Raw genomic sequence first — 19,122 nt, 5'->3', positions numbered from 1 at the left:
GCGCGGGAATCCAGGGAGAGGCGGCCATCGAAGGAGGCCCGCGAGCTGCGGGGGAAACGCCCGCGTCTTCGAAGCAGCGCCTATCCCCGCGATCGCAGCCCGGCGCGCCCGCGCCGGATCACGCCATGCGCCACCGGCGCCTCGCGCCCTGGCCATGGCAGCGGATCTTCCCTACCCTCCGCCGCCCGTGGCCTCCACACCTCTCGGCTCCGCCGACTCCCGCGCCCAGCGCATCGCCCACGTCCTGCTGTTCGTCACCCCGGCGCTGTTCACCGCCAACATGGTGCTCGCGCGCGCCACGGCGGACTTCATTCCTCCGGTGGCGCTGGCCGAGCTGCGCTGGCTGGGTGTCGTGCTGGTGCTGCTGCCCTTCTGCGGCCGTGAGCTGTGGCGCGGCCGCGCCGCGCTGCGGCGCGACTGGGCCCGATACGCGCTGCTCGGCCTGCTCGGCATGGGCATCTGCGGCGCCGGCGTCTATTACGGCGCCGCCAGCACCACGGCCACCAACATCGGCCTGATTTACGCCGTCTCCCCGGTGATCATCATCCTGCTGTCGCGGGCCATGTTCGGCGATCGGCTCAGCCCGCGCCAGGGCCTGGGCGCCGCGCTGGCGCTGACCGGCGTGCTGGTCATCGTGCTGCGCGGCGACCCGGCGGCGCTGCTGGCGCTCCGCTTCAGCACCGGCGACCTGATGATCCTCGCCGCCGCCGTATCCTGGGCGCTTTACACCGTGCTGCTGAAGCGCTGGCCCGATCCGCTGGGCGTCAAAGCCCGGCTCACCGTGATCGCGCTGGCGGGGGTGCTCGTCCTGCTGCCGCTGCTCGGCTGGGAGCTGGCCAGCCGCGGCCCGCCGGCTTTCGACCTGCGCACCATCGCCGCCGTGCTGACCCTGGTCCTCGTGCCGGGCGTCGGCGCTTATGCCACCTACGGTTACATCACCGAGCACCTCGGCCCCAGCCGCACCGGCCTGCTGCTCTACCTCTCGCCGGTCTACACCGCCGTGATGGCCTGGTTGCTCCTCGGAGAGGCGTTTGCCCTCTACCACTGGCTGGGGGCAGCGCTGGTGCTGCCGGGCCTGTTTCTCGCCACCCACAAGCCGGAGACGACCTGAACGCCCTCAGCCTCGCGTCGCGATGTCATGGCGCGGCTCGAGGCGCGGGCGCGCGGCGCCGGCGTTCACCCGCCGAGCGCCTTGTCGATCGCCTGCGTGAGCTTCGGGTCGTCCGGCGCCACGGACGACTCGAACCGCGCGATCACCGACCCGTCCTTGCCGATCAGGAACTTCGTGAAGTTCCACTTCACCTCTCCGGCGGGCGCGGCCTGCGTGAGGAAGGCATAGAGCGGGTGTTTGTTCGCCCCCTTGACCGGGATCTTCGAGAACATCGGGAAGCTGACGCCGTATTTCGTGGAGCAGAAGGCGGCGATCTCGGCGTCGGTCCCGGGCTCCTGCGCGCCGAAATCGTTCGAGGGGAAGCCGAGGACGGAGAAGCCGCGGTCCTTGAGCCGATCGTGGAGCGCCTCGAGCCCGGCGTACTGCGGCGTGTAGCCGCACTCCGAGGCGGTGTTCACCACGAGCAGCACCTTGCCCCGGTACTCGCCGAGAGAGCGGTCCTGTCCGTCGATGGTCTTCATGGTGAAGTCGTAGAGCGACATGGCCTTTCCTTCCTGAGCGGCGCCGGGCCTCGGCTCCGGCGAGGGCTGCTGGGCGTCCTTCCCACAGCCCGACACGCAGGCGAGGGCGATCGAGGTGGTCAGGGCGAGTCCGCACCGGAGCGCGCGCGGCGAGCTTTCCATGACGGCGTGGATAGACGCGCCCCCGGGCCGCGTCGAGCGGGAACGCGCTCCGCGCGGGGCGGGGCGGCCCTGATGAACGTCAGGCGGCGCATCTCAGGGCGCAGATCGCCTGGCTTGCTAGGGGGGTTGTGGCGGGGCTCCCGGCCGGGTCCGCCGCCCGGCCGGGCGTCGACAGGACCACGCGCGGTCCCTCGGAGGTGCCGCGGGGGCGCGGCCGGCTACGGCGACAGGGTGAGCGAGCCCTCGTCGAGCGCGACCTCGTAGTAGCCGTGGTCGTCCCACGCGAGCGTGCGGCCCCCCTGCTTGAGCGTCCCGCCGCTCACCCGCACGCGCAGGTACTTGCCGGGCGGGAAGTTGGCCGGCAGCGTCCACCTCCACGTCCTGTCGCTGCCGGAGGTCGTGGGCGTGACCGAGGAGAGCACCTTCTGGCCGCGCCAGTAGGCGCCGACGTTGACCACGCTGTCGATCCACATGTCGCCGAGATCCTTCGTGTGCTGGACGTGATCGAGGAAGGCCCGGAGCGGCACGGGCTGATAGGCGCCGTCGCTGCCGCCGGTGAAGCCGTGCACCAGGACGGTGCGCCACTTCTGGGCGGACCGCGCGCTCGTGACCTGCTCGTCGAGCACCGACGTGGAGGCGCCGGTCGGGGGGATGTAGCACGGCAGGGTGAACGGATCGGTCGAGTCGTTCGGGCCGATCAGGGCGTTGGCCACGCCGCGGTTGATGAGGAAGCGCGTCCGGGCGATGTTCGTGTACACCGACGAGCCGTTCGGGGCCGCCATCGTCCACACCCGCACGCCGAACCTATCCTGGATGAACTGCGTCGCGGCGTCCGTATCGGAGCCGTTGTCGTTGCTCGAGTGGCTCTTCGTGTGGTTGCCGAGCTCGTGCCCGTCCCTCACCGCCCTCTGCCACACCGCATTGGTCGATTCGCTCTTGCCGGTCTGGAGGTAGAAGGTGAACGGCACGTCGAGCGCGTTCAGCGCGTCGTAGTTCTGGATCTGGCTCGAGTTCGAGTCGTCGAAGGTGTACGAGACGGCGCCCCGGAACCCCGCCCAGTTGACCACGGTCAGGCTCCCGGGCGAGCCCGACGGCCTCGGCACGCCGCCGCCAGGCGGGACCGGGAGTCCCGAGCTCCCGCCCGGGGTACCGCCGCCGCCTCCGCCGCCGCCTCCTCCTCCGGCGCCGCCGCTGCCCCCGGCGCCGCCCGCGCCGCCGCTGCCCCCGGCGCCGCCCGCGCCGGAGCTCGAGGAGCTGCTGCTGCTCGAAGCGCTGCTGCTGCTGCTGCTGCTGCTGCTGCTGCTGGAACTCGCCGAGGTCGAGCCCCCGGTCACGGTGCCGGTGACGGACACGAGGGATGGCCTGCCGGTGCCGTTCCCGCAGAAGCCCCAGCTCGTCGACGCCCCCGGACCCAGCGAACCGTTGAAGCTCTCGTTGGAGGCGCTGAGCTGCCCGCCCGACGACGTCACGCGCGCGCTCCACGCGCTGCCCAGCGTGGAACCGTTGAGCGCGACGACCGTGCCCCAGGCGGTCACCTGCCTGTCGGTGCTCGCGTTCCTCACGGTCACGTTCGCGCAGTACCCCGTCCCCCACTGCGACTGGAGCGTGAGCTCCGCGTCCAGCGTGGAGTCCGCGCTGCGGACATCGCTCTCCAGCGCGTCGATCTCCTCATCGCCGTAGGGTTCGCCGCTGCAAGCGAGCAAGCAGCATGCGATCGAGACCGAGCCGTAGCTCAGCAAGCTGGCAAGACGCATAAATTTCTCCTCGGAGCGGCGCGGATGCGCCGCAAGGTAATCCGCAATGTGCTCAAGCAAGATCTTTACGTCAGTGTTCCATGCGCGGAGCACGCAGCTCCGCGCGTACAGGGATATGCCCGGAAGACGAGCCTTTGATCACGCGTCGCGGCGTGGAGAGAATCCATGTATCCACGACACGCACCTCGGCCGCGATGGTCGCCGGATGTGCCGAAGCCCTGGAGGGCGGGCATCAGCGGCTCCGCGGCGCCCCTCCTCGGGAGCCCGCTGCGCTGGATCCGGCGGCAATCTTGACTTCCACATTGCGCTCGCGCTCCTATTCCGCCGCATTCGGGGGAGGGGGCGAGAATCTCAATGGCGGAGGTTCCTCCCCTGCGTTTGCCAGGTTCACCCCAGCTGGCGCGGCGCGGAGCAGGGCCATGGATTTCAGGTTGCTTGGCGGGTCAGGGTTCAAGGTCCCGGTGCTGAGCCTCGGGACAGGGTCGTTCGGCGGGTCCAACGATTTCTACAAGGCCTTCGGGTCAAACGGCGTGGCCGCGGCGACCCGGATGGTCGACATCTCGCTCGAGGCCGGGATGAACATGTTCGACACCGCCGACCTCTACTCCGGGGGGCTGGCGGAAGAGATCCTCGGCCACGCGATCAAGGGCAGGCGGGATGACGTCATCATCTCGACGAAGGCGATGTTCCGGATCGGCGCGGGGCCGAACGACGTGGGCTCCTCGCGGTACCACCTGATCCGCGCGATCGACGGGAGCCTGCGCCGGCTGCAGACGGACTTCATCGATATCTTCCAGCTCCACGCGTTCGACGCGCTCACGCCGCTCGAGGAGACGCTCGGCGTGCTGGACGACCTCGTGCGCGCCGGGAAGATCCGCTATGTCGGGTGCTCGAACTTCTCCGGCTGGCAGCTGATGAAGGCGCTGGGGCTGGCGAAGCAGCACGGTCTGTCGCGGTTCGTCGCCCACCAGGCGTACTACTCGCTCGTGGGGCGCGATTTCGAGTGGGAGCTCATGCCGCTCGCGATCGACCAGAAGGTCGGCACGCTGGTCTGGAGCCCGCTCGGCTGGGGGCGGCTGACGGGAAAGATCCGGCGCGGGGAGCCGCTGCCCGAGGTCAGCCGGCTCCGGACCCGGCAGGTGGCCGACGCCGGGCCGCCCATCGACGACGATTACCTCTACCGCGTGGTCGACGCGCTCGACGAGGTGGCGAAGGAGACCGGCAAGACTGTCCCGCAGATCGCGCTGAACTGGCTCATGCAGCGGCCGACGGTCGCGTCGGTGATCATCGGGGCCCGGACCGAGGAACAGCTGCGGGACAACCTTGGGGCCGTCGGCTGGGCGCTGACGCCGGAGCAGGTCGCGAAGCTGGACGCGGCCAGCAAGCCGAAGCTTCCGTATCCGTATTTCTTCAACGAGACGTTTCAGCAAGAGCGCATCCCGCCCATCGTGGGCTGAACGCTCGATGGCGGCGACGGCGCGGCCCGGAGCCCGGCCGCTGTCGCAGGTCCGGGCGGGAGCGGAATCTCAGAACCGAGCGCCGACCGCAGCGGCGGCGCCGCCGGGCAAAGGGACGACGTGCACCGCGGCGGCGGCGGCGGGCGCAGCGGGCTCGGCGCGGCGCAGGAGGAGCGCGGCTGCGGCGCCGCCGAGCGCCGCAACGCCCACGCCGAACGCGACGTTGGCGGCGAGGATCTTCGTCCGCACGGCGTCGACGTCCGCCTCGTCGCAGCGCGGAGCGCAGGTCGCCCGCAGGCGGTCGGCGTCGGCGCGCGCGCTCAGGCCGAACGCCGCGTAGGCGCCGCCGGCGACGGCGGCGACGCCGCCGAGGGTGATGGGCAGGAGGGGCACGCCCGCGGGCGGCGCGGCCCGGTCCTCGCGGGGCGCGGCGGCGGCTCCACCGGGCGCGCCGGCCCGGACGAGGCGGACCGAGACGCGGCGCAGCTTCTCTCCCTCGCGCACCACGAGCCGCAGCGCCACGTGCGCGTTGCCCGCGCGCTCGAAGCGGAGCACGCGCTCGCCCGGGTCGACCTCGACGGCCTTGCCGTCGAGCCGCGCGGCGAGCGGGGCGCCGTCGATCGTCACCCGCACCTCGGCGACGTCGTGGCCCTGCTCGTCCTGCGCGCTCAGGATCAGCGTCGGCACGCGCGCCTCGACGTCGGAGAGCCAGCCCGCGCAGTCCGACTGGACGAGATCGGGACAGGCCGCGCCGCCGCACGTGATGAAGCGCGCCCGCGCCTCGCGCAGCCGGCCCTCGTCGCGCAGGCGCTGGCCCTCCTCGGAGGCCGTGAAGCACGCCTCGGCGTCGCCGGCGCGCGCGCGGGTGGGCTGGAGGCACGCGGCGGCGGAGAGCGCGGCGGCAACGAGGAAGCGGCGGCGGGTGCGCTGGTTCATCCGGCCTCGTTCAGAAGCATTCGCGCTTGTAGCGCTTGTGTCCCTGTCCATCGATGACGAACGGCGGATCACATCCGTCGCGCGCGGGCGCGCGGCGCGGCAGCCGGCGCGCGCCGGAGCCGGCTGCCGCCGCAGCGGCCGTCGACGGCACGGCCGGCGCGCCACCGGCCGCCGGCGCGCCACCGGCCGCCGGCGCGGCAGACGCGGCGGGCGCCGCCTGCGCAGGCGCGCCGCCCGCGCCCGCGCTCGCAGCGGCCGGCGCGGCCGGCGCCTGCTGCGCGACCGCCGGCGGCCTCACCGCGGCACGCGCGCGCGCCGCCGCCGCCACGCCGGCCCTCGCCCGGGCGCGCAGCGGCGCCTCCGCGCGGGCGATGCCGATCGCAGCGGCCGCGATCGCGAGCAGCACGCCCGCCGCCGCGACCGCGCCCCAGCGCTGCCGGCTCAGGCCCGCGGCCTGCGGCGGCTCCGTCGCGGCGGGCTCCACCGGGCCTGCCCCGGCCACCGCGAGCTCCGGGCCTGCCCCGGCCGCCGCGAGCTCCGGCGCCGCGCTCGGGGTCGCCGCGCCCGGCTCGATCCCCGCGATCAGCGCCGCGCGCTGGGCCAGCGCCTCGCCCGCGAGCGAGGTCACCCAGGCGCCCACCTCCGAGGTCGAGGCCGCGAGCCCGGTCGCCTCCAGCGCGAGCGCCATCTCGCGCGCCGTCGGGTACCGGTCGTCGGGGTCGCGGGCGAGCGCGCGCAGCGTGATCGCCTCGAGCTCCGGCGGCACCCCGGGACGCCGGGCGCTCGGCGGGTCCACGCCCGCCTGCAGCAGCCGCAGGATCGAGAGCGCCTCGCCCCGCCCCTCGAAGAGGCGCTCGCCCGTCAGCGTCTCCCACAGCACCACCCCGGCCGCGTACACGTCCGCGCGCCGGTCGAGCGGCTCGCCCGCGATCTGCTCGGGCGACATGTACGCCAGTTTGCCCTTCAGCTGCCCGTCGCGCGTGATCTGCGCGCGCCCCGCGCACTTGGCGACGCCGAAGTCGAGCACGCGCGCCACCCCGTCCTCGCCGACGAGCAGGTTGTGCGGCGACACGTCGCGGTGCACGAGGCCGAGCGGGGCGCCGTCCTCGGCGGTGGCCTCGTGCGCGGCGTGCAGGCCGTGCAGCGCGCCGGCGAGCACCGCGCAGGCGACGCGCGGCGGGGGCGCGCCGCCGTCCCGCGTGGCCGCGCGCAGCAGGCGCGCCAGCGACTCGCCGTGCACGTACTCCATGACGAGCAGCACCTCGCCGCCGCTCGACACCACGTCGACCGTCGCGACCACGTTCGGGTGCCGGATGCGGGCGGCCACCCGCGCCTCGTCGAGGAGCATGCCGACGAGCTCGGGGTCCCGGACGAACTGCGGGTAGAGCCGCTTGATCGCGACCGTCCGCCGGAACCCGGCCGAGCCGAGCTGGCGGCCGAGGTGCACCGTCGCCATACCGCCGGCCCCGATCTCGTCGAAGAGCAGGTAGCGGACGACAGCCAACGCGCCGCCCTGGCTCCGGGCCCGCAACATCGGGCCGACGATACCATGGCGGCGGCGAGGGCCGCGGCGACATGTCAGGTCGATCGCCGCGCGCGCAGGATTTGGAAGTACCGCCGCGCGATGCCCGACGCGGCCGCCGCGCTCCGGACGTTGCCCCCGTGCTGCGCGAGGACGCGCTGCACGTAGCGCCGCTCGAAGTGCTCGACGATCCGCTCCCGCGCGCGCGCGAGGGGCAGGTCGAGCGCGAGGGTCTCCTCGATGATGTCGCCGGATGTGGCAGGCTCGGCGCCGTCGAGCGCGGCCGAGGACGGGGGCACGGGCGTGGAGGGCGGCAGCGACGACGACGAGGGCGGCGCAGGCGGCTGCGGCGCCGACGCCGGCCCGGGCGGCGCGGCCGGCTGGGGCATCGACGCCAGCTGGGACGTCGACGCCAGCCCGAGCGGCGCGGCCGGCTGCGGCGTCGACGCCGGCCCGGGCAGCGGCGTCGGTGCGCCCGGGGAGGCCAGCCCGGACCGGGTGGTCTCGATCGGCGCGGCCTCGCCGAGCGCCACGCGGCGCGCCACGGCGTTGTAGAGCTCGCGCACGTTGCCCGGCCAGTCGTAGTCCTCCAGCCGCTCGGCGAACCCCTGCGGGAAGGGCGCGCCGCGGCCCGCGAGCTGTCGCCAGAAGTGGTGCGCGAGCACCGTGACGTCGCCGCGCCGGCGGCGCAGCGGCGGCAGCTCGATCCGGGCCACCGCGAGCCGGAAGAACAGATCGTCCCGGAACCGGCCCGCCTGGATCTCGCGCTCCAGATCGCGCCGCGTCGCGGCGAGCACCCGGATGTCGACGCGGATCCACTTGTTCGACCCCACGCGCTGCACTTCCGATCGCTGGATGGCGCGCAGGAGCTTGGCCTGCAGGCCGAGGTCGAGGTCGCCGATCTCGTCGAGCAGCAGCGTGCCGCCGTGCGCCTCCTCGAAGACGCCGCGGCGCGCCTCGCTCGCGCCGGTGAAGGCGCCGCGCTCGTGCCCGAAGAGCGCCGACTCCACGAGCGTCGGCGGCACCGCGGTGCAGTCGAAGACGACGAACGGCCCGGCCGCCCGCGCCCCCTGCTCGTGGATCGCCTCGGCGAGCACCTCCTTGCCGGTCCCCGTCTCGCCCTCGATCACGACGGGCACGCTCGAGGCCGCGAGGCGCTCGCACAGCGGGTAGAGCCGCCGCATCTCCTCGCTGGCCCCGACGAGCTTGCCGAAGCGCACGGCGCGCGACAGCGGGGCCGCCTGCGTGACGCCGAGCGCCTCGACGCGGAGCACCGTCTCCCCCATCCTGACGAGCTCGCTGCCCTGGAGGTACGCGTCGCCGACGCGGATCCCCTGGACGAAGGTGCCGTTGGTCGACCCGAGGTCCGTCACGCGGAGGCGAGCGCCGGCGATCTCGAACGCGGCGTGGCGGCGCGAGACGAGCCGGTCGGTCAGGGAGATGTCGCAGGCGGGGCTGGTGCCGGCGAGCACGCGCGAGGGCAGCCCTGGCGACACCGTGAACCGGCGGCCCTCGTCAGGGCCCGCCATGACCGACAGCGCGAAGCTGTCCGCGGCGGCCGCGGCAGGGCACACCGGGCCGGGCACGAGCTCGGTCGAGGCGGCGTCGTCGTCGTTCCACGGGGGCATGCGCCTCCATCTCAGCAGGCCTCCGCGCCGGCGTCACCCCGCGCGGCGCCGCGCGGCGCCGCGGTGTGGTTGCGTGTATTCCGGAGAGGCTGGGCCGATCCGGGCGCGATGGTGCCGCCCTCGAGGCCCACGTGGACCCGGGCCTGGGCGCGGCCCGCAGGGCCTCCAGCACCTGCGCTCACACATTCCCCAAGGACGAAAGGCGGGGTCGAGCGTGGAGACCCGTCGCTATGCAGCTTCGAGTGTCCGAACCATGTGCTTGGTCATTGAGCGGCGAACCTTCTTAGCGGGAGGCTCGCGAGGTGGTTCCCATGACGGCAGGCGAATGGCTTTCGGTGTCTTTTCGGCAGCCGTCAACGTGGCCTTGTAGGCGTTCAAATTTTTCATGATCCGAACCTCCAGCGGATCCTCGGCGATGGCCCGGCTGAAACGCTCGAGCACAACCGCTGAACGCCTCCCAAGCTCGGCAGCGGCAATGGCCGACCACTCGAAGAAATGGGCCCGCGTCGTTGCGGTCGACGCGCGCGACACGCCTTCGGCACATAGCTGCTCAAGCCGCTCGAAGCGGCGGCTGAGGAGCGCGTCATGTGCCAGGTACAGGTACGGCCATGGAAGTGTCGTGCCCACGTCCGTCGCCCGCTGGAAGTCCGCCAGCGCGGCGCTGCGGTTCGTGAGAAGCTGGGATATGCCGCGGGCCACAAGGGCGGCATCGTGCTCGTGAACGCGCACAGCCATGTCGAAGGCCGCGATCGCCTTGGTCCTGTCGCCGAGGTGTTCGTAAGAAAAGCCACCTGCAATTAATGCAGCGGCGCGGAGGGATGGAACGACCTCCTCACTGGCGGCGCCTCTTTCGACCAGAGCGATCACGCGCTGAAAAAGCGCAGGAGCGTCGCTCGGCGGCGCCCCTTCCGCTCCGGAGAACAATAGCGCCGCAGCGCGCAGCAGCAGAGTGGGTTCGGCGTCCTCCCGCTGCTCGATGGCCTCGATGCGCTCGTACACCAGCTGCCGCTCCCCGGCCTCTGCGAGCGCGAACATCGCCATAGCTGCATAATTGGCACGTCGCCCCAACTCGTACGCATGGTCGAAAAACGCCGCTCCCGCATAAGGGAAGCCCAACTCCTCCCAGCAACGGCCGAGCATGTACATACGAACATCTTGGGGGATCGCGCCTGGCTCGATCTTCCTGAGAAGCTCGACGCAGCGGGCGAAGCCGCGCTGGATCAGCGCAGCCTTCGCCTCTTGGAGGAGTTCGCTCTTCTCCTGCTTCGTCGCGTCAACGCGGCCGCGGGGGCGGCGCGCGCCGCCGATCTCGTATAGATCTTCGGAGAGCCATCCGAGTCGGGCGCGCTCCTCGGTCGTGAGCGCGCTCCACGGTTCATCCATCGCGTCGCGGATCGCGTCGGCGCCCTCGCCGTGCTCCGCCCGGATTTCGCGATGGAGCGCAACAACCAAACGCTCATACGCTCGTGCCGCTTCCGTTTGCTGCGTCATCGCCCCCTAAGCCTCGTCAATGAACCACTTTTCTTGAGTATCCGCGAGTTTCTGCTCATACTGCGGGAGCGGCATCAGTTCATCCGGCTCGACGACTCCATGCGAAATGACTCCTGAAATCTGGCTCGGATTCTTGTCAGGACAGAGTCTCAACCCGGGAGCGACAGGCGCCGCCTGAAACTCGCCATCTCCCATGCGGAACACTCGGTCCTCCTCCTTTCCTGATGCTCCTGGATGAAGATGCCGCAGACGAGCAGGACAGCGGTGAGCTGGTAACGTCCCAAGCGAAGGCGCCACGGACATACCTTTACAGATTGGTCCAACATTTCCCTGGGCGTCGGGAACGACGTCCTTGGCGGGAGGGGGGCGGACCCCTAAGGTCCGGGCCGTCTGGCCGATGGTAGGGCGCGCTGGATTGTCTGCATCGGGCGTCATCGCTCGATAGATACGCGGCATCGGTCGCAAGGGTAGCAGGGACGGTCGACCTGCACCAGGAGCAGCATGCCTCGTACCGCATGGGCGAAGGGCCGGGGTGAAGTGTTGCGATCCGGAGCTTTCCGCGAGGCTTGGGAGCGCGTGACGACGGATCGCAGCTCCTCGGAAGCGATGGTCCCGACGCGGACCCAACCGTCAACAATCAACGGGCAGCGGCGCCGGCGGCGCGGCCGCACCGTCAGAATCGGTACAGCACATTGCCCTCGTCGCCAGAGACATAGATCGTCCCCGACGGGCCTACGGCGACGCTGCTCAGCGCATAGGTCGGCACCGTCCCCGGGACCGCGTCGAGCCCCACCTCGAGGTGCCTTTTCACGACCGAGGTATCCCCGGTCGACGGATCGACGCGCAGGAGGCGGCGCTTGCCGCTCTCCACGACGAGCAGGGTGCCGTCCAGATCGACGGCCATCCCCTCCGGCTGATCCAGGCCGCCGGCCACGACGAGCGGCGGAGAGAGCGTCGCGCCCCCAGAGGCAACCTGGAGGATCTCGCCCGTGGCCCAGTCGGCGGCCCAGAGGTCGCCGCCCGAGACGGCGAGGCCCGAAGGCACGGTCATCGGCGCGAGCGTCACGGGCCCGCCGCCGGTCCTTCGGACGACGCGCGCCGCGCCCGGCGCCGCGCCGAGCTCGGCCACCACGACATCACCCTGGAACCGGACCGCGTTGATCGGCGAGACGAAGTCGCTGTAGGTATCGAGGACGGCCGCCGTCGCCGGATCGTAGATCTGAACCACGCTGGCGAACCACGAGGTCACGATCAACGTCGCGCCGTCCGCGGACACCGTGGCGGGCCCGTGCAGATCCGAGGCGCCGAGGAACGGCCGCTCGACGCCGAGCGGAGCGCCCGTGTCTCCATCGAACTTCCGCAGCGAGGCGAGGTCGCCCACATAGACCGACTCGACCCCTCCCTCCGTCGTGACGGCCACGCCGCCGGGCATGATGAGGCCGCCCGGGAGGAGCGTGTGCACCGGCCCGTTCGGCTCGATCCGGACGATGAAACCGTCGGTGGCGCTCGACACGTAGAGATTGTCCTGCGCGTCGAAGGCGAGGTTGTCGAGCCCGGGCGTGAGCTCCGCGACGAGCTCCTTCTCGCCGGTCGCGATGTCGATCCGCACCACCTCGCCGCTCTGATCGACCGCGTGGAGCCGGCCGAGCCCGTCGAACTTGACCGCCGCGGGGATGAAGAAGCCGTCCGCGACCGTCTGGAGATCACACTCCACCTCCGGGTCGACCGCGCCGGTGCAGGAGTCCACATCGATGCTGACCACCCGGCCCTGCGTCCAGATGGGCCCGTACAACCTGCCGTCGGGCCCCCAGTCCATGCCGTTCAGGAAGCCGAGGTTGCCCGCGATGTGGCGCGGCGGATCGGACAGATCCGGATCGAGCTCGTAGAGCCCGTCGCCGAAGAAGTCGAGGGCGACGAACAGCCTCCCCGTATCGGAGAACGTGATGGGGTTGACCCCCGGCGCGACGTGCTGCTGGGTGAGCTCGCCCGACGGCGAGCGCCGCACGACATTGCCGGAGATGAGCGAGGTCCAGTAGAGCGAGCCATCCGGGCCGAACGTGAGGTCGTCCGGGCCCTCGACCCCGTCCGACCCGTCGAGCCGGTCCACGATGGCTCCGCTCCTGCGGTTCACGACGGCGATCTCGCTGCCAAGGAAGCTCGCGACGTACAGCCGACCATCCGGCCCCACGTTCATCCCGTTGGTGCCGTGTATCCGCGCCCCCTCGACCAGGGTCGATCGCCGCGCATGCGCCGGCCACGAGGCGCCAAGGAGGACCGTGCCAGCGAGCGAGAACGCAACAAGCCTATACATAAGCTCTCCTTTCAGCGCCGCGCCTGGACCGCCCCCCCGGGGCTCACGATGACCTCAGGCGCGAAACCAGCGCGACGGCGCGATCGTCCGGCAACCCTCGAGTGAGGGAGTGACGCAGGACCGTCTGCATTCTAACACATTTCGCGGATTCAACGCGGGATTTCCGCGCGCCGCCGGCCCCCGCGCGCCGCGGCGGCCGCGACGATCACGAGGCCCGCGATCCAGCCGAACGAGCCCCGAGCGCCGCCGCCGACGACCCGGCACCCGCAGCTCCCCTCCTCGCCGCCGTCCGTGTCGCCGGCATCGGCTCCGCCCGCGCCTCCGCTCCCGCCGGCGCCTCCGCCGCTGGCGCCGCTTCCGCCTCCGCTCGCGCCGGCGCCGCCGCTGCCGCCATTGCCACCGCCGCTGCTGCCGCTGCCGCTGCCGCCCGAGCCTCCCTCACCGCCGACCTCGTAGGCGCCGATGTCGATCGTGCCGACCGTCGTGCGCCCCGTGGAGCCCGCCGGGTGCACGTAATGGAACTTGGGGCTCAGATCGAGCCCGCCGCCCACCCCCGGCGCCTCGCCCTCATCCACGCAGGGCGAGCCGTCCTGAAGCCGGTAGTCGAACGCGGCCTGATCGACGAACATGGGATCGCCCTGGAAGTTCGTCCCGAGGCTCGCGTTGCCCTGGTTCGTCAACGTCCCCGGCCCGACGAAGATGTTGTTCCGGACGACCGCGGGGGACGCGCTCGAGCTGATGTTGAGGAACGTGCCGCCGTTCGGGCGCTCGTTGACGAACGTGTTGTTCACGACGAAGAGCTCGGTGTCCGCGTTCGCCCCGTTCGACTCGAGGCCGTACGCCACGAGCGCGCCGTTGCCGGTGCTCGGCCCCTGCTGGACGAGGTTGCCGATGAGGAACGTCAGGCCGCCGCTCGGGACGTCGATCTCGTAGCTGCCCGTCCCGTCCTCCTGCGTGAGGCGGTTGTAGAGCACGTGGTTCTCGAGCGCGCGCGTCTTCAGCAGGTGGCCGACGTTCGAGGCGTGCGAGTAGTTGTGCTGGAAGATCAGCTTGGATACGTGGTTGATGTAGAGGTTGTGCGACTGGCCGTCGCCCGCGCCGTTCCTCGCGAACTCGGTGTGCTCGACGAGGATCGTGCTCGCCGCGTTGTCGCCCGCGAGGATGCCGTTCTCGTTGTCGTGGAAGAAGCAGCCGCGGACCGTGAGGTTCGCCCCCTCCTGCCGGATGCCCGCGCCGTTCCGGTCCGGGACTGCGGCGCCCGTGAACTCGATGTTCTCGACGACCGTATCGTTCCCGGCGATGACCCAGATCGCCTTGCCGCCCGAGCTCTCGCCCGCCGCGTCGATCTTCGCGAGCCCGCCGACGCCGCGCAGCGTGAGCCCGTCCTTCGACCAGCCGCAGACATCGCCGGCGTAGTTGCCGGCCGCGTCGATCTCGATCGTGTCGCCGTCGCTCGCCGCCGCGATCGCCTGGCAGGGCGCCGCGTGGGTCTTCCCCGGACCCACGGTCAGCGTCGCCGCCGACGCCGTGGCCGCCGCGAGCGCGCACGGCGCCGCGACGAGAACGGCCAAGAGCTCCCTCGAACCTCTCCGCGTCATCATCGTCATCCTCATCATCAAGACCTCCTCGTCATGGCAGCGAAACCATCGCCCACCACAACGGCGGCGAACATCTTGAACGCCCTGGGGGATAAAGTGTCGGCCCGCGTCGTCCACGAGACGACAGGTCGGCTGCTCGGCCGGCCGGTGGCGCCGGAGGGGCGCGCAAACCGTCGCCGTGGACGAGGGTGGGACGCCCCCTGGTCGCGTAGCGCTCGCCCGGTTGCCGCTCCAGGCCGCGCCGCTCCTCGTCCGAAAGAGCGTACCCCTTGACAGGGTACCGATCGATCGCGCCTGCTAGCGTGAGCCCTCGCCGCCATCGGGGCCGGCCGCGGGGCGAGAGGCGCATGACCACCGGGCTGGATCTCTTCGCAACGCTGCACCGCATCGTGAAGGACGCCGTGGAGAGCCTGCCGTCCGCGCTGCGCGGGGTCCTGCTTGTCCGGGAAGGAGACCGGCTTGTCTACAGGGCCTCTCACGGCCTCGACGGCGTGCTCGCGAGTCCGCAGCTGGCCCTCGCCGACGCGGGGCCGGCCAGCGCGCTCTCGGCGCTCGACGCCGCGGACGGCGCTCGCGTCGTGGCGGCCGCCGCGTGGTACCGAGCGCACCTGCCGCACGTGTCAGCGCTGCACCTCGCGCCCGAGGGAGCGACCGTCGTCCTCACCCCGATGCGCCTGCGGGGGCAGACGGCCGGCGTGCTCGCGATCGAGCAGCCGGACGGGCAGGCGCCCTCTGGCGAGCGCTGGGCGCGGCTCCTCTCGCTGGCCGACAGCGCCGGCGCGGCGCTGGAGCGGCGCGAGCTCTATGACGACAAGGCGCGGGCGGCCCAGGAGGTCCGCCTGCTCGAGATGGTGCTGAACGCGGTGGCCGCGCGGACCAGCCCGCATCTGCTCGTCGAGATGATCTTCAAAGGCATCATGAGCGTGCAGCTCCGGCCGCAGTGGCGCTCCGTGCGCCTCGTCACGCTGAGCGACGCTTCCCGCGGGGGCGCCTCGCCGCGCGGCGAGGCCGCGGCAGGAGGGCTCCACGCCTACGTGTACCACGTCCCGCGGCGAGCCCCGGTGGCGTACTGGAACAACATCGCCGACGGCGCCCTCGTCTCGGGGCGCAGCCTCGGCGTCACCGTCGACGCCCGCATCGCCGCGGTCGGCAGCGACGCTGACCAGCACCAGCTCGTCGACGAGGGCATCGCCCGGCGAGTGAACGGCATCGCCGTGGCGCCGCTCAACCCGGAGTCCATCGAGCCGGCGCTCCGGCGGGCGGTGGCGGCCGGGATTCCGGTGGTCGCGGTCGACACGCCGCCCGTCGAGGGCAGCAGCGTTCCAGCCTACATCGGCACTGACAACGTGGCGGCGGGGCGGCTCGCCGGGGAGCTGATGGCGCGGCTGCTCCCGGACGGGGGCAAGGTCGGCGTGCAGACGTTCTCGCTCGCCGCCATCAACAGCGTGGAGCGCGTCGCGGGGTTCCGCGAGGCGGTCTCCGGCACGCCCCTCGACGTGCAGCCGCCGACCGAGGACCTGTTCGACATGGATCTGGGGATGCGGCTCGTCCGGGAGGCGGTGCAGGCAGGGGTCGCCGGCGCCTTCGGGGTCTGCGCCGAGAACGGCCCGTCGTGGGGTATGGCCGCGAGGGCGCTGGGGCGGGCGGGGGACGTCAAGGTCGTCACCTTCGATCTCGTCATGGAAACGACCGCAATGCTCAGGGAAGGCACCGTCCACGCGGCCATCGTCCAGCGCGAGCACGACATGGGTTATCGCGCGGTGCGGGTGCTCCACGACATGGCGGTGAAGGGCGTCGAGGCGGCGCTGGCCGGGCTGCCCGTGCGCGCCGGGGCCGCGGGGAAGTCCGCGCTGCGCTTCGTGGACACCGGCGTCGACGTCGTGACGCTCGAGGGCACGCCCTGGTCTCTCTCCCTCGCCGAGTACCTGGCCCTGGACACGAACCGCAAGGCGGCGAAGCGGAGGCGCCAGGTGGCCCATCCCGGCCGCTCGCTCGAGTTCCTCTTCGTCGGCATGGACGCTGGGGCAGAAGGGCTGCACGAGCAGCGCGCCGTCCTCGACGAGGGGTCGCTGGTCGGGCGGGTGCTGAACACCGGCAGACCCATCATCCTCGACACGCACTCGAGCGAGCTCCACGGCGCGCCCGATGTCGTCGAGGCGCGCGACAGGGGGACGCACACCCTGGTCGGCGTCCCGCTGCTCGCCGGCGGGGCCGCCTTCGGCGTCCTCGTCCTGGAGAGCGAGCGCCGCGCGGCGTGCTCGCTCGAGGAGCTCGCGCTGATCGAGCGCGTCGCGGACACGATGGCTGTCGCGATCGAGAATGTGCAGCTCGTCCAGCGGATCACCGAGCGGACCCACGAGCTCGAGCAGGCGAACCGGCACCAGGAGTCGCTGCTCGGCACGATCCTCGAGCTCTCCAGCCCGGTCGTCCCCATCGCGCCGAGCATCCTGGTGATGCCGATCGTCGGCACGATGGACGCCCAGCGGGCCGGCCGCTTCATCGAGTCGATGCTGCGCGACATCACCGAGCGCCACGCGCGCGTGGTGCTGGTCGACGTCACGGGCATGGCGGCGGTCGACGCCGCCTCGGCGGAGCACCTCGTGCGGGCGGCGCGGGCGGCGCGGCTGCTCGGCGCCGACGTCGTGCTCGTCGGCATCACGCCGGCGGCGGCGCGGCTGATGGTGGAGCAGGGCGTGGACCTCGGGGGCGTCGTCACCCGCTCCAACCTCGAGCTCGGGTTCGCCTACGCGCTGTCGAAGACAGGCGGCCAGATCGTCTACCGCCGCTCACGGCACGCTCAGCCCGTCTGAGCCGACCGCCTCGACGACGACGGCCCAGCGCCTCGGCGCTCGAAGGCCTCTCCGCGCGCAGCGCTACTCGAGCAGCGCGAGCGTCCGCGGATCGGGCTCGCCACCGCAATACTTGTCGAGCGCCGCGCGGAACGTCTCGTTGTCGGGCGCCGCGCGGGCGAACAGCGTCATCGACGAGCAGAACTTCATGTCATCGGGGCTGTCGAAGATATCGTACAGCGAACACCCCTCGATCTGGTTCACGAGGCGAGTGCACTCGAGCAACCTCGGGCCGAGCGTCGGGTGCTGCAGATAGGCTTCGGCTTCGGCCTTCGAGGTGATACCGTACCTTCGCGCCATGGGGCTGTGACCCAGGCCCTGCATCTGCGGGAAGATGAACCACATCCAGTGGCTGGTCTTATGTCCCCGGCGCAGCTCGGCCAGGACGTGGTCATAGACCGGAGCCTGCGCGTCCACGAATCGTTGTAGGTTGTACGGATCCGGCATGGGCGCTCCTCGGCCGCGAGCTTAGCATTTCATCGTCGGTCGGACGATTGGAACAGCGCCCTCGCTCGCCGCCGTCGCGGGGCGCCAGGCCGACGGCCGGAGGTCCAGCGGACGGCGCGTGCGCCCGTGGGTCTGCCGCCGAGTCGCCGCCGGCGCCGCCCCGCGCCTCGTACCCGAGAACCCGCCGCTCGTCGGGCAAAACGCCTGCCTGGTCATCCGTCGCTCGATCTCGCCGCCTCGTCTGGCAGCCTGGGCGCCCCATGACATCCCGGACAAGACGAGATCCTCGGTCGATGGCGGCTGCCCTTGCCGCGCTGGTCGTTCTAAACCCCGCATGCGGATCGAGCTCCGGTACGCCGGACGCGCCGGACGACCTCCGCAACGAGCTGGAGCGCCGCCTCGACGCCGCGGCGACGGCCGGGTTCTCCGGATCGGCGCTGGTCACGGTGGACGGGGTCACGGTGCTGGCGCGCGGCTACGGCCTCGCGGACCGCGACAACGGCGTCGCCAACGTCGCCGACACCGCGTACGACTTCGGCTCCGTCATGAAGGACCTCACGGCGGCGGCCATCTTCAAGCTGGAAGGCGAGGGCAAGCTGAGCGTGACGGACTCGCTCGCGACGCTCTTCGACGACGTGCCGGCCGACAAGGCCGAGATCACCGTCCTGCAAGTCGTCCAGCACAGCGCCGGGTTCGAGGAGTACCACGACACCGAGGGGGACTTCGAGCCCATGGAGCGCCTCGAGGCGCGCCAGCGGATCTTCGCGCAGGAGCTGCGGTTCGAGCCGGGCAGCGAGGTCGACTACTCGAACGCGGGCTATACTTTGCTGGCCGACGTCGTCGAGACCGTCTCGGGGCGAGGGTTCACCGAGTACGTGCGCGACGAGCTCCTGACGCCGGCCGGCATGCAGCACAGCGGCTTCTTCGGCGACCCGGTGTGGGAGCGGGTCGACACCGCGATCGGGTACGGCCACGCGACGCTCGGGGGCAACGACCCGGCCGCATGGCCGTACACCTGGTCGCTGGTCGGCAACGGCGGGCTGGTCACGACGGTCTCCGATCTGGAGCGCTGGCTCGTCGCTGTCTGGGGCGGGGACGTGTTGTCCCCGCCCGCGCTCGACGCCTACCGGACGCTGTACCTGTCGGGCGGGACCTTCGAGGGCAAGACGGTTTACGCCTACGCCGGGGGCAGCGACTACGGCTTCGGGGGATACGCGGCGGACTGCCCGGAGGCGAACAGCCGCGTCGTCCTCGGGACGAACGCGTACGACGTGTTCAACATCGATGAGTTCGGGGGCGAGCTGGCCCAATTCATTCTCTCGGCGAGATAGGACG

Annotated in this window: 13 protein-coding genes; 4 read left to right on the top strand and 9 right to left on the bottom strand. The window is 71.7% G+C overall.

Annotated features, from left to right (window positions below):
- Positions 1-187 precede the first annotated feature (187 nt).
- Complete coding sequence (locus WMF43_RS49260; RefSeq protein WP_437675833.1) at positions 188-1,111, top strand: DMT family transporter; 924 nt, start codon at positions 188-190, stop codon at positions 1,109-1,111.
- Between the two features lie 65 nt (positions 1,112-1,176).
- Here WMF43_RS49260 and WMF43_RS49255 read toward each other — a convergent pair whose 3' ends face one another.
- Both WMF43_RS49255 and WMF43_RS49250 read right to left on the bottom strand, forming a co-directional pair.
- Entirely contained in the window at positions 1,177-1,653 is a 477-nt protein-coding gene (locus WMF43_RS49255; protein WP_437684244.1) for a glutathione peroxidase, read from the bottom strand.
- 359 nt (positions 1,654-2,012) lie between these two features.
- On the bottom strand, positions 2,013-3,548 hold the full coding sequence (locus WMF43_RS49250; RefSeq protein ID WP_437675832.1) for a cellulose binding domain-containing protein: 1,536 nt from the start codon (positions 3,546-3,548) through the stop codon (positions 2,013-2,015).
- A 419-nt stretch (positions 3,549-3,967) separates the two neighbouring features.
- Here WMF43_RS49250 and WMF43_RS49245 point away from each other — a divergent pair, with 419 nt between their 5' ends.
- Positions 3,968-5,005, top strand: coding sequence for an aldo/keto reductase (locus WMF43_RS49245; protein ID WP_437675831.1), 1,038 nt, complete (start codon positions 3,968-3,970; stop codon positions 5,003-5,005).
- Between the two features lie 69 nt (positions 5,006-5,074).
- On the opposite strand, the gene WMF43_RS49240 is transcribed toward WMF43_RS49245, so the two are convergent.
- The 6 genes from WMF43_RS49240 to WMF43_RS49215 all read right to left on the bottom strand — a co-directional run bounded on the left by WMF43_RS49240 (position 5,075) and on the right by WMF43_RS49215 (position 14,464).
- Positions 5,075-5,941, bottom strand: a complete 867-nt coding sequence (locus WMF43_RS49240; RefSeq protein WP_437675830.1) for a hypothetical protein — start codon at positions 5,939-5,941, stop codon at positions 5,075-5,077.
- Between the two features lie 10 nt (positions 5,942-5,951).
- Positions 5,952-7,475: a serine/threonine-protein kinase gene (locus WMF43_RS49235; RefSeq protein ID WP_437675829.1), complete on the bottom strand. Its 1,524-nt coding sequence runs from the start codon at positions 7,473-7,475 to the stop codon at positions 5,952-5,954.
- Positions 7,476-7,519: 44 nt separating this feature from the next.
- Entirely contained in the window at positions 7,520-9,091 is a 1,572-nt protein-coding gene (locus tag WMF43_RS49230) for a sigma 54-interacting transcriptional regulator (protein WP_437675828.1), read from the bottom strand.
- A gap of 228 nt (positions 9,092-9,319) precedes the next feature.
- On the bottom strand, positions 9,320-10,582 hold the full coding sequence (locus tag WMF43_RS49225; protein ID WP_437675827.1) for a hypothetical protein: 1,263 nt from the start codon (positions 10,580-10,582) through the stop codon (positions 9,320-9,322).
- Positions 10,583-11,255: 673 nt separating this feature from the next.
- Entirely contained in the window at positions 11,256-12,893 is a 1,638-nt protein-coding gene (locus WMF43_RS49220; protein WP_437675826.1) for a hypothetical protein, read from the bottom strand.
- 149 nt (positions 12,894-13,042) lie between these two features.
- Complete coding sequence (locus tag WMF43_RS49215; RefSeq protein WP_437675825.1) at positions 13,043-14,464, bottom strand: hypothetical protein; 1,422 nt, start codon at positions 14,462-14,464, stop codon at positions 13,043-13,045.
- 374 nt (positions 14,465-14,838) lie between these two features.
- On the opposite strand from WMF43_RS49215, the gene WMF43_RS49210 reads away from it, so the two are divergent.
- A complete protein-coding gene (locus WMF43_RS49210; RefSeq protein ID WP_437675824.1) occupies positions 14,839-17,301 on the top strand; it encodes a substrate-binding domain-containing protein in 2,463 nt (820 codons plus the stop codon).
- 63 nt (positions 17,302-17,364) lie between these two features.
- Here the strand turns inward: WMF43_RS49210 and WMF43_RS49205 are convergent, their stop codons facing one another.
- On the bottom strand, positions 17,365-17,787 hold the full coding sequence (locus WMF43_RS49205; RefSeq protein ID WP_437675823.1) for a DUF1810 domain-containing protein: 423 nt from the start codon (positions 17,785-17,787) through the stop codon (positions 17,365-17,367).
- A gap of 293 nt (positions 17,788-18,080) precedes the next feature.
- Here WMF43_RS49205 and WMF43_RS49200 point away from each other — a divergent pair, with 293 nt between their 5' ends.
- Complete coding sequence (locus tag WMF43_RS49200; RefSeq protein WP_437675822.1) at positions 18,081-19,118, top strand: serine hydrolase domain-containing protein; 1,038 nt, start codon at positions 18,081-18,083, stop codon at positions 19,116-19,118.
- Positions 19,119-19,122 lie beyond the last annotated feature (4 nt).

The sequence above is a fragment of the Sorangium sp. So ce131 genome, from assembly GCF_051519095.1.
Classification (GTDB): Bacteria; Myxococcota_A; Polyangia; order Polyangiales; family Polyangiaceae; genus Sorangium.
The sequence above is the reverse complement of the archived record's forward strand: the minus strand, read 5'-3'. Positions and strand labels throughout refer to the sequence as shown.